We start from the raw sequence: 14,128 nt of genomic DNA, 5'->3' as shown, positions 1-14,128 counted from the left end.
CCCTTTCCACTGAAACTCGCCAGATTAGCGACGCAGACCCAGACGCTCGATCAGGGTAGCATAACGCGCTACATCTTTACGCTTCAGGTAGTCCAGCAGCTTACGGCGCTGAGAAACCATACGCAGCAGACCACGACGGCTGTGGTGATCCTTTTTGTGCTCGGAGAAGTGGCCTTGCAGGTGGTTAATCTGCGCGGTCAACAGAGCAACCTGCACTTCGGTAGAACCACTGTCGTTAGTGCCACGACCGAATTCTGCGACGATTTTTGCTTTAGCTTCAACGCTTAGAGACATTGTAATACTCCAAAACAGTATAGATAAAAAAACAGGTGCCGATCTCTAATTCAGCGACCTATGTAACCTATTAAAAATAGGCCGAGCCATTCTACTCTCAGCCATGGCCGATCGCAAGGCAGACACGGTAAGCCTTATTCCGAGAATTCGACCACCAGACGCTTGGGTGCCACACGTCCAGCATCATCGATAATCCCCATACCAATGAACGCATGGGCGTCACCTTCGGTGATGCGCACCATCCCTTCAGCGGGGGCGTTAGCCGCCGCAACAGCCTGCCCGAGTTTAAGATAACCCGCCACGGCTGGCGGCAGATTCACCTCAGGATAATTGCTGACCGGGCTGTCCATCGGCATCAGCAGCGGATCCAGAACCGCTTCAAAGGATTGCCCTTCCGCTTGCACCTTCGCCAACAGGGCTTGCAGTTGATCTAATGTGACCATGCGCTCTGCCGGATAAGTGGCAACCTGCACGCGACGCAGATAAGTCACATGGGCACCACAGCCGAGCATTTCACCGAGATCGTCAATGATGGTACGAATGTAGGTGCCTTTGGAACAGTGAATTTCCAGCTCCAACTCATCCCCATCGTGACGAATAAACAGCAGTTCATACACGGTAATATCGCGCGCTTCACGCGGGACCGTGATCCCCTGACGCGCATACTCGTATAGCGGGCGGCCCTGATGCTTCAACGCAGAATACATCGATGGCACCTGCTGCGTGGTGCCACGAAAACGTTCCAGTGCCTCTGCCAACGCCTGCGCGGTAAGCGTCACCGCGCGCGTTTCCACCACATTTCCATCGGCATCGGAGGTGTCGGTACGCTGCCCCAGACGAGCAATTACCCGGTAACGCTTATCCGAATCCAGCAAATACTGAGAGAACTTGGTGGCTTCGCCCAGGCAGATCGGCAGCATCCCGGTAGCCAGCGGATCCAGCGCACCGGTGTGTCCAGCACGGTTGGCATTAAAAATGCGTTTTACCTTTTGCAGCACGTCATTGGATGACGCGCCTTGCGGTTTATCCAGCAATAATACGCCGTGGATATCACGGCCGCGACGACGAGGACGACTCATCAATCCTCCCGATCGTCGTCACCGTTGGCAAAACGCTTCTCGGCATCATTGCGCAAAACGTTGGTCACCAGGTTGGACATCCGCATCCCTTCCACCAACGAGTTGTCGTAGGCGAAAGTCAATTCCGGCACCACGCGCAAACGCATTGCCTTACCGAGCAGTACACGAATAAAACCGGAGGCATCCTGCAATGCCTTGATGCCCACTTTTACTTGCTCAGGTTCGTTATCGTTCAGAAACGTCACAAATACCTTGGCATACGTCAAATCGCGTGACAGATCGACACCAGAAACCGTCGCCATGCCAATGCGCGGATCCTTCACTTCACGCTGAAGAATAATGGCGATTTCTTTCTGCATCTCTTGCGACACGCGCTGAGTGCGACTGAATTCTCTAGCCATAATCGAGTCCTCAAGGAAAAATCAGGGGGGCCCTAGGCCCCCTATAAGTCAATACGACGTGCAAACGTTGCGCGTCTCGTCCTACCCTGACAGGTTAGGCGATAGTACGTTTAATCTCGATAACTTCGAACACTTCGATGTTATCGCCAACACGCACGTCGTTGTAGTTCTTAACACCGATACCACATTCCATGCCGTTACGCACTTCGTTAACGTCATCTTTGAAGCGGCGCAGAGATTCCAGCTCGCCTTCATAGATAACTACGTTTTCACGCAGCACACGAATCGGGTTGTGACGTTTCACGATACCTTCCGTCACCATACAGCCAGCGATTGCGCCAAACTTCGGTGATTTGAACACATCGCGAACTTCGGCCAGACCGATGATCTCTTGCTTGTATTCCGGTGCCAGCATACCGCTCATCGCCTGCTTCACTTCGTCGATCAGATCATAGATGACGGAGTAGTAACGCAGATCCAAACTTTCCGCTTCGACAATGCGGCGAGCAGAAGCGTCGGCACGGACGTTGAAGCCCAGAATGATAGCGTTGGATGCCGCAGCCAGCGTCGCGTCGGTTTCGGTGATCCCACCAACGCCGGAGCCCACAATTTTCACTTTCACTTCGTCGGTGGAGAGTTTCTGCAACGAATCGGCAATCGCTTCCACGGAGCCCTGAACGTCGGCTTTCATCACGATGTTCAGTTCGGACACTTCGCCTTCGGTCATGTTGGCGAACATGTTTTCCAGCTTGGATTTTTGCTGACGCGCCAGTTTCACTTCGCGGAACTTACCTTGACGATAGAGTGCCACTTCACGGGCTTTCTTCTCGTCACGCACCACGGTGGCTTCATCACCCGCAGCCGGAACACCGGACATGCCGAGAATTTCTACCGGAATGGACGGGCCCGCTTCGGTAATTTCACGACCCCGCTCATCACGCATGGCGCGCACGCGGCCATACTCAAAACCGCACAGCACGATATCGCCCTTGTTGAGCGTACCTTCGCGTACCAGTACCGTTGCTACCGGGCCACGGCCTTTGTCCAGGAAGGATTCAATGACCACGCCGCTTGCCATACCTTTACGGATAGCCGTCAGCTCCAGCACTTCTGCTTGCAGCAGAATCGCGTTAAGCAGATCGTCAATGCCCGTACCTGCTTTGGCTGAAACAGGTACGAACTGACAATCGCCACCCCACTCCTCAGGGATGATGCCGTATTGCGTCAGTTCATTTTTAACGCGATCCGGATCGGCTTCTGGTTTGTCAATCTTGTTGACCGCAACCACCACCGGCACCTTGGCCGCTTTGGCGTGTTGCACGGCTTCGATGGTCTGCGGCATCACGCCGTCATCGGCAGCAACCACCAGCACCACGATATCCGTGGCCTGCGCACCACGTGCACGCATCGCGGTAAACGCGGCGTGACCCGGGGTATCCAGGAAGGTGATCATGCCATTTTCAGTTTCAACGTGGTAGGCACCGATATGCTGGGTGATCCCGCCCGCTTCGCCCGCCGCCACTTTGGTGGAGCGGATATAGTCCAGCAGAGAGGTTTTACCGTGGTCAACGTGACCCATAATGGTCACGACCGGTGCGCGCGCTTCCGTAGCAACGCCGGTATCACGGTCGCTCATTACCGCTTCTTCCAGCTCATTTTCGCGACGCAGGATGACCTTGTGGCCCATCTCTTCTGCCACTAATTGTGCCGTTTCCTGATCGATAACCTGGTTGATGGTTGCCATGGCACCCAGCTTCATCATCGCCTTGATGACTTGAGAGCCTTTCACCGCCATCTTGTTCGCCAGCTCGGCAACGGTAATGGTTTCGCCGATCATCACGTCACGGTTAACCGCTTGAACCGGCTTGTTAAAGCCCTGCTGCAACGAGCTAGGTTTACGTTTACCTTTGCCACCGCGAGTTGCGGCACGCGCTTCTTCACGGTCAGCCTTGCTTTCAGACAGGCGGTTGCCTTTCTTCTGCTTGGTGACTTTGGCGCTGCGGGTGCGGCCACGAGGATTACTCTCAACTTCGCGATCGTTTTCATCTTCTGCAACGCGGGCATGGTGGGAAGTGGTTACGTGATAGTCAGTACTATCCTCTTCTTCACTGCTCGGCGTCTCGCTGGCCCATTTGGCAGCGTTTTCTTTCGCCATGCGACGTGCTTCTTCAGCAACGCGGCGGGCATCTTCTTCGACCTTGCGGCGAGCGGCATTTTCAGCTTTACGCTTCAGTTCAGCAGCCTCTGCCTCGCGGCGGGCCTTCTCTGTCGCCGGAACAGATTTCGTCATACTGGTATTTTGTTGGTTGCTCACTTTTTCTTTTTCCGCTGCATCACGCTTGGCTTTTTCAGCGGCCTCTCGCTTGGCTTGCTCTTCAGCTTCACGCTTCGCTTTTTCAGCCGCCTCACGCTGAGCTTTTGCTTCAGCTTCGCGTTGGGCATGCTCTTCAGCTTCACGTTGAGCCAGTTCTTCAGCTTCCTGCCGTGCACGCTCTTCTGCTTCAGCCTGCTGACTGTTCAGCAGATCGCGCTGAACATACGTGCGTTTTTTGCGGACTTCAATCTGCACTGATTTACTTTTTCCTCCAGTGCTCTGAATATTCAAGGTGCTACGCGTTTTACGTTGCAGAGTCAACTTACCGGCCGCAGAACCGCGTTCGCGGTTCAAATGCGCCAGCAGCGTCTCTTTTTCCTGCTGGGACACGTTATCCGATGCAGACTTGGTAATTCCCGCATCAGCAAATTGCTGTATCAGGCGGTCTACCGGAGTCTGAATCTCTACGGCCAGCGATTGTATGGTCACTTCTGTCATGCTGTTCCTTTCCTGCTACAGTGTCGTTATTCGTTTTCGTCGCCGAACCAGCAGATATTACGGGCGGCCATGATCAACTCACCGGCCTTTTCATCGTTCAGCCCTTCAATATCTGTCAGGTCGTCAACGCCCTGCTCAGCAAGATCTTCCAGCGTACATACTCCACGCGCGGCGAGAGTGAACGCCAACTCGCGCGGTAAACCCGGTAAACTGAGCAAATCTTCCGCTGGTTGGCCACTGCCACGGCTCTCTTCCTGCGCCAACGCCAACGTGGTCAATGCCGCTTTGGCACGTTCACGCAGTGCTTCGATGGTTTCCTCATCCAGACCATCGATCTCCTGGAGTTCCTTGATAGGCACATAAGCCAGTTCTTCAAGTGAGGAGAAACCTTCTTCGACCAGCACGGTGGCAAACTCTTCGTCGATATTCAGGTGCTTGGTAAATACGTCAATTGCCGCGTGTGCTTCCGCCTGATGCTTGGCTTGCAGGTCTTCCACGGTCATCACGTTCAGTTCCCAGCGGTCATCTGAACGATGCTGTTTCAGCACTTGGGAAGCCAGACGCACGTTCTGCCCGTTGCGACCAATCGCCTGTGCCAGGTTGCTGGACTCTACGGCGATATCCATGGTGCAGGTATCTTCGTCAACCACGATGGAAACGACGTCTGCCGGTGCCATGGCGTTGATGACGAACTGTGCCGGATGATCGTCCCACAGAATGATATCAATGCGTTCGCCGCCCAGTTCGCTGGATACGGCCTGTACACGCGCACCGCGCATGCCCACGCACGCCCCCACCGGGTCGATACGCTTGTCGTTGGTTTTCACTGCGATTTTAGCGCGAGAACCCGGATCGCGAGCAGCCGCTTTGATCTCGATAACTTCTTCGCCAATTTCCGGCACTTCGATGCGAAACAGTTCCACCAGCATTTCAGGGCGTGAACGGCTGACAAACAGCTGTGCGCCACGCGCTTCCGGTCTTACTGAGTACAGCACGCCGCGAATGCGGTCGCCCGGACGGAAATTTTCACGCGGCAGCATATCTTCACGACCAATCACAGCTTCTGCGTTGTTGCCCAGATCCAACGAAATGTTGTCGCGGTTCACTTTTTTGACCACGCCAGTGACAATATCGCCTTCCTGCTCACGGAACTGATCGACCACCATGGCACGTTCAGCTTCACGTACTTTCTGTACGATAACCTGTTTGGCCGTTTGTGTGGTGATACGGTCAAACGTGACCGATTCGATCTGGTCTTCAATGTAACCGCCGAGCTCAATGCTCGGATCTTCAAATTGGGCCGCTTCCAACGTGATTTCACGCGTTGGTTGCGTCACTTCGTTAACAGCAACCCAACGGCGAAACGTATCGAAATCGCCGGTTTTGCGATCGATGCAAACCCGAACGTCAATTTCCTGTTCGTATTTTTTCTTTGTCGCTGTCGCTAGCGCAGTTTCCAGTGCTTCAAAAATTTTTTCGCGCGGAACGGCTTTTTCGTTGGAAACTGCTTCAACAACAGCCAGAATCTCTTTGTTCATCCTAGTTGCCTCATCCAAACTTTAAAAGTGGGGTACCAGGTTCGCCTTCTGGATGTTGCTCAGTGCGAACACTTCATCTTTGCCTTCCACTGTTACGGTAATCATCTCACCTTCAACGGATTTGATAATTCCCGCCCATTTACGACGGTTTTGTACCGCAATGCGCAGCACCAGGGTCACTTCTTCGCCGAGGAAGCGCACGTAATGTTCTGCGATGAATAAAGGACGATCCAGGCCAGGTGATGACACTTCCAGGTTATAGGCAACCGTAATGGGATCTTCAACATCCAGCACCGCACTCACCTGGTGGCTGACATCAGCACAATCATCAACTGTGATGCCGTCTTCACTATCAATATAGATACGTAGCGTCGATTGGCGACCACGGACAAACTCAACGCCCACCAATTCGTAGCCTAGTGCTTCAACGGGTGCCGAGATCATCGCTGTCAATTTCTGTTCTAATGTGGACAAGCCCACCCCCAAGACATAAAAAAAGGGCTAAAAGCCCAGTCATGTTGTTGCCAAATAACAAAAAACCCCGAAATATCGGGGCTTTATGCAACTGGACCCTATATACCGCAATAGGCTGCGGCATTACTTCTCGCAAGGATTTTTTCAAAAAATCCGCTGTGGGTGTCATAACCGCTATTCATAGTTCATTTGAAAAAAAACTTAAGCGAAAGAAGTGATTTGGTTGCGGGGGCCGGATTTGAACCGACGACCTTCGGGTTATGAGCCCGACGAGCTACCAACCTGCTCCACCCCGCGTCCGAAAACGTGGCAAATAGTAAGCCGCCAGCCGTGAAAAAGCAAGCTGTTAATCAGAGATGATGCGAGGACCAGATCTGAAATCTTTCTCTATTTTATTGAAAAGAAAAGACAGTTGTCAACCCTTGAAAAACAGCCCGCCGCGCGCCCATAAAAAACAGAGAAAAACGGCTCATTCAGCCGTAAAAACGCTGAAAAAACAGCATTAAAGTCGCATGCCTTTTTTAAGAAACCAAATTGGCAAAAAACGCTCCATATCGCAGTGCCGCGCGCCATTTAACATAACAAATAGCACACCGAATCAGCATTTAATCCTTACACATCGATCACTTGTTCATTTTATAACCCAATGACTAAAAATATAAATTTACCGTAAAATTAGAGTGTGATAATAAGGAAACGAAATTTACAATTATCACTACTTTTAGGAATAATGCTAATGACATCACCTTTTTTAGTAACATCTTGTTATGCGCAGCACAGGAAAATTAGCACCAGGTTCAACAAACGTATCATCGCACTCTTGGTAAGCACCGCTATCACCGCCCCCACACTGGGCGGAGAGTTGCCTGGCGGTGCCACAGTCGCAGCGGGTAACGTATCAATTGGCGCAAACGGCAATGCGATGACGGTAACTCAGCAATCCAATACGGCCATTGTTAACTGGAACAGTTTCTCTGTCGGTCAGGGTCAATCCGTTAATTTTATCCAGCCGAGCAGTTCTTCTGCGATCCTCAATCGGGTAACTGGCTCCACTCGCTCTTCGATCGCCGGAGCAGTCACTGGGAACGGACAGGTTTATCTGATTAACCCGAACGGCATTGCAATTACCTCCTCCGGTTCCGTCAAGGTAGGCGGCGGGTTTGTCGCCTCCACACTGGATATTAAAGATGAGGATTTCCTTAAAGGGAAACGCCAGTTTACCGGAAATGAAAAAGCTGCAGAGGTGAGTAATGCCGGGGTCATCAGCGTAGGACGCGGCGGATATGCGGCCTTGCTGGGGGGAGCGTAAAAAATGACGGGCTTATCAATGTACAGGTAGGCAAAGTGGGCTTGGGTGCCGCCGAGAAAGCCACGCTCGATCTCTCTGGCGATGGTTTTCTCCAGGTTGCCGTACCGAGCACTTCCGGTGTGAAAGAGGCATTAATTCAGAATAACGGAGCCGTTATCATGACGGCTGCAACCGCGCGTAATGCGGTACGCAACGCCATCAATCTCTCAGGCGTGGTCGAAGCCAACAGCGTGGGCGGCCAAAACGGGGCGATCACCATTGGCGAAACGGAAGTCTCTGGCAAATCGACTCTGGCTTACACAGGCAAAACCGATCTGTCGGCAGACAGTGGTAAATACGGTAACTTGCTGCTCGATCCACACAATGTGATTATCTCTTCGGCCGCCGATACAGGCTCTGGGTTCAGCGCCAGCGCCGATGATAGCGTGATTAATACGAGCACCCTGCAAGGGGCGCTGGCATTGCGGTGATATTACCGTCGCCAGCAATATTGGCTGGTCTGCCAATACTACGTTAACACTGGAAGCTGCGGGCAACATTGCCCTTAACGGCAATATAGCTGCCACTGGTACCAACGCGGGTCTGGCGCTTATATGGCAGTGGAAAAGACTATACGTTGCTATCGGGCAAATCCGTCACTCTGTCTGGTGCCAATTCGTCACTTTCTATCGGTGGCGAGAATTACACGCTGATACGCTCGATGGCGCAGTTGGATGCCATCGACACCACCGGATTATCGGGTCGTTATGCGCTGGCGCAAAATGTGAATGCCAATGGCGCCACCTACAGCAATGCCCTTGTCGGAACATCACAAAGCACGGCATTTAGCGGCACCTTCACCGGTCTTGGCAACACCATCTCTAATCTGAAAATCACCAGTGCAGATACGTATGTAAGCCTGTTTGGCTACAACACTGGCACCATCAGAAATATCGCGCTGACCGCGGCGCAATTAACTGGCTCATCCACAGCCACCTTCTATGCCGGTTTGTTAGCTGCCTATAACACCGGCACGATTGCCTATGCCTCTGCGGCCGGTACCTTGACGCGCACCTCCACAGCCACCACCTATATGGGTGGGCTGGTGGGGCTCAATGCAGGCACCGTCAAATACAGCTATTCCGGTGCCAACATTACTGCGACCAACAGTTCAAACGGTTCCTACTGGGGCGGACTGGTGGGGCAAAATAATAAAGATATTCTGCAAAGCTATGCCGATGGTACCATCAATCTCTCAGGGACATCCGGCAATGGCTCACAGAATGTCGGGGGGCTGATCGGAAACAACGCGTTCGGGGCGAAAGTTAACCAGAGCTACTCTGCTGGCAATATAACCGCATCGAGTATGGGTGGCGCAGCATCCTTTATCGGTGGGCTGGTCGGCTATAACGCAGGGGCATTAAATAATGTCTACACCACCAGTACCTTGAATACAGGCATTAACTCTTGGGCAGGGGGATTGGTCGGCTATAACGTAAGTGGTACTGTCACCAATAGTTATGCCGCCACTGTCTTTAACTACTCGACGCCGCCCTCCTTCTATGGCGGGGTGATCGGATATAATGGCTTCGGCACGCTGCAAAATTTCTATTGGAATACCCAAACCTCCTCCTCGGTGGGGGTAGGCTCCGGCAGCAGCAACAGCACTGTTGTTTGGCTCACTACCGCTCAAATGAAAAACGCCAGTAACTTTAGCGGGCTTGATAGCACAGTTTGGGCTCCCGCCACCGGTACTGCTTCACCCAATCTGTTTGGTTTCTCGGGCATCGTCGGCGTGGCACAGAATGCCGTTTACGGCACAACACCAACGACAACCTATTATGGTGCCGGTTTCTGGAACGTGATAAGCGGCCGTTTAACCGATGGGCTTCAGCTTACAGACAGCGTTGGCGTTCACACATTGAGCACCGCAGGGCTGACCGCCATTAACGCGAGCGGACAAGCTGCAAACATCATCAGCCTTGGCGGCACTGTCACGCCCGCACTGCTGACCATTACCGCGAATAACATAGACAAGGTCTATGGCAGCTTCTTCCCCCTCGCTTCCTATACCGCTTCCGGGTTAGTCAACGGGGATTATATTACCTCTATGACCTATACAAGCTCAGGTTTCGCCTCCACGGCAAACATTGGCAGCTATAGTCTCGCAGTAAGTGGCGCGGGCGGTGTCGGGCTGTCCAACTACACGATCCGTTATAACAGTGGCTTTCTAAACGTCACACCAGCAACACTCACCATCAGCGCTGACAACGCCAGCAAAATCTATGGTAACAGTGCAAACCTCGGTTATACCGCAGTAGGTTTGGTGAACGGTGATACGATTGACGGACTGACGCTGACCAGCGCCGGTAACGCCAGCAAGATCTACGGCAACAGTGCAAACCTCGGTTATACCGCAGTAGGTCTGGTGAACGGCGATACGGTTAACGGGTTAACCCTGACTAGCGCCGGTAACGCCAGCACCGCCAACGTCGGCAGCTACGGCATCACCGCCAGCGATGCCACCGGCAGCAAACTGGGCAACTATACCATCAGCTATAACGAGGGCACGCTGAGCGTTACCCCAGCGGCACTCACCATTAGCGCTGATAACGCCAGCAAGCTTTATGGTCAAACAGCAACGCTCAGCTATCAAGCTAACGGCCTGTTGAACGGAGATAGCGTCGAGTCGGTAACCGTCTCGAGCTCAGGTGCCGATCGTTCAGCGGCGGTGGGGCAATATGCTGTAGTGGCTGAAAATGATGTGGGCGATCGCCTTGCCAACTACAACATTACCTATGTGAATGGGGCATTAACCGTCGATCTGCCAATCCCCACTGATTTACCGCTCGCGGCCAATATTGGTAACCATTTCGCTACGCAAAACCTGACGCAACAGCTGACAGGCTTCAACATGATTGTCACGCACGATACCACTACGGCCCCGACGACACAGGGACAAACGAGTGGCAGCAGTGCCAATGATGACGTTATGGCTACTGTCGAACCTCGCCTTGCAGGCGCGGTATGTATGTTAGGTGCGGACTACGCACTTTATTGCTCAGGCAAATAATAAAAAGAGATTTTTGATGCGAGTATCATCTTTATTTTCACCAGCATTTTTGTCACCGACACTGCTCAGCCTGTGCATCGGTATCGGCCTCAGCACAAACGCAGCATCGGCTGCGCCATCAGCGGGCCAATTAGCGCAACCCTCTTATGCCCCCGTTCAACAGCGGGACAGCGGGAGGATCACATTGCCAGCAACCACGGGTCTGCATGCGCCACAAGGTTCAGAACAATTGTACGTTGTACCATCAGGCCTCATTGTTGAAGGCGGCTACCCTGAACTGGTGCAAGAAACGGCCCGCATTGCGTCCACGCTGAAAGGCAAGAGAGTCTCGGCGGCCCTGCTATTTGCTGCGGCACGAGAGTTGGAAGCCGCCAAGGCAGGCTATCTGCTAACGCGTGTCACCTTGCCACCTCAGCAAATTAATGACGGCGCACCGCTAAGAGTAATTATCACCGATGGTTTTATTGAAAAAATCGATACTTCCGCCTTTCCGATCACGGCGCGCCGCCGTATGGAAAGCTTGCTGGCTACGCTTGTAGGAGAAAAGCGTCTTACGCGTAGCATGCTCGAATGTCGTTTACTGCTAGCGGGCGACACGCCGGGCGTAATGCTCAAATCCACCCTGCAACCGGGAAGCAAACCGGGCTCAACCGTGCTGATCGTCGATGGGCGTTATAGCCCTATCACCGGCAGTGTCTCACTCGATAACGGGCAGTCTGATGAGCTTGGCAAATATTCACTCGGCGTCGGCGGAGAGCTCAACAACATCACCGGTTTGGGCGATCAGCTCTATATGCGTTTGAACGGTTATCCACGCGGCGATGATCCCATCATGGACAGCGAACCGCGCAGCCGCCAGTTCGCGCTTGGGCTTGTCGTCCCCTTGGGCACCGACGGTTTCTGGCTAAATCTTGAAGGGGTTGATAGCCGCACCAAACCTACATCGGAAACGGCCGTCACGACCCGCGATCGGTATCACCGTTTCTCAACCCGAGTGGGATACCATTGGCTGCGCGCCCGCGACATCAATACGTCGACGCTGATGGCTTTGGATATTCAGAATGAGCAGCAGAATCTGCAACTCAACAACCTCGATATCCCTTTCACACAGGATAAGCTGCGTATCTTGCGTCTGACGCAGACGTTCGATGTCACGACGGATTACGCCTCCCGTTTTTCTTCCTCCCTAACCGCCTCTTTCGGTATAGATGGGCTCGGAGCCAGAAAGGGAAGCGTTGACCTCCCCATGAGCAAAGACGGTGCCAAACCCGATTTTCAAAAACTGGAATTGACCATGAACTACAGTCAGGGGTTGGCTGACGGCAAGGTGCAACTCTCTCTGGCGGGATTGGCACAAACGGCATTCAATAACGTCTTGCCCTCTTCCGAGCAGGCCTCTATGGGCGGTTCAAGTTGGATCTCCGCTTTCGACTCGGGCACGATGAGTGGCGACAGTGCGTTGGTAGGGCGTGCAGAAGTGGGCCTTAAACAGCCATTAGGTGCTTTTTCCTGGGCACCGACCTTTGGTAATGCACTGATGCCTTACGCCTTTGGCTCACTGGGCACCGTTGGGCTCTCGAAACCGACAGCGTTAGAACAAAAAGAAGTGCACGGCAGCGCTTACGGGATGGGTTTACGTTTGAGCACCAACCAGATAGCCAGCCCTAACAGCGCCATGGTCTCCGTTGAATATGCCCGAGGTAAACAAAGCGGCGAACCCGATGACGACCGTGTCAATCTGCGCGTGTTAACCTTCTTTTGATCGACGCAATAACCCTTATCCCCCAAGGGATACGGCGTTTTCTCTTACGACTCACCGCTAGCGTTGGCGAATACCGTCACCTAGCGGTTTGTTCTGGTTAATATTCGCAGTCAATGTATTTTGCAGGTCCTGAATCTTAGAAGATATCTTCTGCTTGCGGGTTGGTGCATCGTGCTTAACCGAAGCATTGTCAGTAATAGACGGTTGCACATCAAAACGTTTAGCCATTGCCAACACATGTCCCGGCCCAGGACTGATAGTGCGGCGCATAGCTGACAGAGTCTTGTCAGACACACTGGATGACACACGGTCTGGCACAACATTCACTCGAGAATGCACATTTTCTCTGCTCGCCTCAGCACTGTACCATTGGGTCGGATGCGCCAGCGCTGCATAGTCGAACTTAGAAACACAATCCCCTGTCCCCGTCACCGTAACGAATGCATTAAAACGATCTCTGTGTTGCCCATACAGTAAAAATGCGGCCTCTTTTTTATTCGCATTAAACGCATTGGCGAGTGAGTTTCCTGTTTGCATCGCCTTGATATTGCGTTGCGGATTTGCGGTCATTTTTTGACATAAATCGGCCAGACTCGTGAATGTTAGCGTTTCGTCTTGCAAAACCTTCATAGCAGTTTCACCACGGAACTCCCCATTAGTTCCAGAACGCATATCAATCTTCACTTTGGAGAGCGCCCGTCCCTCCATATGATTCTTGATAAATATGATATCGTCACCCCGTCGAGCCAGCGGAAAAGGCTTTTTGAAAAAAATGTAATCGCCCTGACAACGGATATTGTCGCTGCTAAATAAATGGCTCGTTGGATTTTTAAGGAGGTAATCAAAAATCATTTTTTTATCTTTATCGCTGTCACTGTTCCTATCACTAGGAACTGGCTTTCCATCGTTAAGCAGCGGACTCAAGATGTTTTTTGGCGTCACCGTGTTCGCACTCTCACCAGAGACCAAATCTAACAGCAGCGTATTGTACTGAGCCATCGCATTAGTAGCGGAAGCCTTTTGCATCGGCATACGCGCCGGGGTGTGCGCATCCCTTCCCCATTTCGCCGTGATGGCCTTGAAAACTTCACCTATACCGACAAAGACATTTTTTACCGTAGTAGAAAGGGAGCAAGAACGGTTGCTGATGCCCGATAACAGCGGTTGCAGTTTGCCTTTTGGTGTCGCTTTTGTTGGCTCAGTACGGGTATTAATATCACTGTCCCCGATGCTGGTGGTCCTTGTTCCATTCACTTGCGGTGATAGGGTGATCCCGCCATTTTTTATCATCATTACGCTTGTACCTTTGGTTGATTGCTCATCATTTCATGACTAACAACTATGTAGGTTGCCAAGACAGCGACAACTTGTGTGAAAATGATTATTTCATAACCAGCGCAATGAAAT

General features: G+C 52.4%; 11 protein-coding genes and 1 tRNA gene. 4 read left to right on the top strand and 8 right to left on the bottom strand.

All coding sequences use genetic code 11. The features are described from left to right. Nucleotides 1–24: 24 nt before the first annotated feature. The 7 genes from rpsO to CS369_RS07635 form a co-directional block, all read right to left on the bottom strand. Nucleotides 25–294 carry a 30S ribosomal protein S15 gene (gene rpsO, locus CS369_RS07665; protein ID WP_195312637.1) on the bottom strand — a complete coding sequence of 90 codons (270 nt, stop codon included), beginning with the start codon at nt 292–294 and terminating at the stop codon, nt 25–27. Between the two features lie 134 nt (nt 295–428). Continuing rightward, nucleotides 429–1,373 (bottom strand): tRNA pseudouridine(55) synthase TruB, encoded by a 945-nt coding sequence (gene truB / locus CS369_RS07660; protein WP_196906629.1) that lies wholly within the window; start codon nt 1,371–1,373, stop codon nt 429–431. Further along, nucleotides 1,373–1,774: a 30S ribosome-binding factor RbfA gene (gene rbfA / locus CS369_RS07655; RefSeq protein WP_196906628.1), complete on the bottom strand. Its 402-nt coding sequence runs from the start codon at nt 1,772–1,774 to the stop codon at nt 1,373–1,375. Before rbfA ends, truB begins: the two co-directional genes overlap by 1 nt. A gap of 94 nt (nt 1,775–1,868) precedes the next feature. Next, nucleotides 1,869–4,586, bottom strand: a complete 2,718-nt coding sequence (infB, locus tag CS369_RS07650) for a translation initiation factor IF-2 (protein ID WP_196906627.1) — start codon at nt 4,584–4,586, stop codon at nt 1,869–1,871. A gap of 26 nt (nt 4,587–4,612) precedes the next feature. Continuing rightward, nucleotides 4,613–6,124, bottom strand: a complete 1,512-nt coding sequence (nusA, locus tag CS369_RS07645; RefSeq protein ID WP_196906626.1) for a transcription termination factor NusA — start codon at nt 6,122–6,124, stop codon at nt 4,613–4,615. A 21-nt stretch (nt 6,125–6,145) separates the two neighbouring features. After that, on the bottom strand, nt 6,146–6,598 hold the full coding sequence (gene rimP / locus CS369_RS07640; RefSeq protein ID WP_196906625.1) for a ribosome maturation factor RimP: 453 nt from the start codon (nt 6,596–6,598) through the stop codon (nt 6,146–6,148). Nucleotides 6,599–6,818: 220 nt separating this feature from the next. After that, nucleotides 6,819–6,895: transfer RNA gene (locus CS369_RS07635), tRNA-Met, on the bottom strand. Between the two features lie 523 nt (nt 6,896–7,418). On the opposite strand from CS369_RS07635, the gene CS369_RS23340 reads away from it, so the two are divergent. The 4 genes from CS369_RS23340 to CS369_RS07625 all read left to right on the top strand — a co-directional run bounded on the left by CS369_RS23340 (nt 7,419) and on the right by CS369_RS07625 (nt 12,721). Then, the gene (locus CS369_RS23340; RefSeq protein ID WP_244664871.1) at nt 7,419–7,907 is read left to right on the top strand and encodes a filamentous hemagglutinin N-terminal domain-containing protein; all 489 of its coding nucleotides are present in this window, start codon (nt 7,419–7,421) and stop codon (nt 7,905–7,907) included. 35 nt (nt 7,908–7,942) lie between these two features. Further along, the gene (locus tag CS369_RS23335; RefSeq protein ID WP_244664870.1) at nt 7,943–8,377 is read left to right on the top strand and encodes a hypothetical protein; all 435 of its coding nucleotides are present in this window, start codon (nt 7,943–7,945) and stop codon (nt 8,375–8,377) included. 146 nt (nt 8,378–8,523) lie between these two features. Next, nucleotides 8,524–10,959, top strand: coding sequence for an S-layer family protein (locus CS369_RS07630; RefSeq protein WP_244664869.1), 2,436 nt, complete (start codon nt 8,524–8,526; stop codon nt 10,957–10,959). 16 nt (nt 10,960–10,975) lie between these two features. Beyond that, entirely contained in the window at nt 10,976–12,721 is a 1,746-nt protein-coding gene (locus tag CS369_RS07625; RefSeq protein WP_196906624.1) for a ShlB/FhaC/HecB family hemolysin secretion/activation protein, read from the top strand. A 57-nt stretch (nt 12,722–12,778) separates the two neighbouring features. Here the strand turns inward: CS369_RS07625 and CS369_RS07620 are convergent, their stop codons facing one another. After that, a complete protein-coding gene (locus CS369_RS07620; protein ID WP_196906623.1) occupies nt 12,779–14,014 on the bottom strand; it encodes a hypothetical protein in 1,236 nt (411 codons plus the stop codon). Nucleotides 14,015–14,128: the final 114 nt, after the last annotated feature.

The sequence above is a fragment of the Candidatus Symbiopectobacterium sp. 'North America' genome (genome assembly GCF_015762685.1).
GTDB lineage: Bacteria > Pseudomonadota > Gammaproteobacteria > Enterobacterales > Enterobacteriaceae > Symbiopectobacterium.
This window is presented reverse-complemented; position numbering and strand designations above follow the sequence as displayed.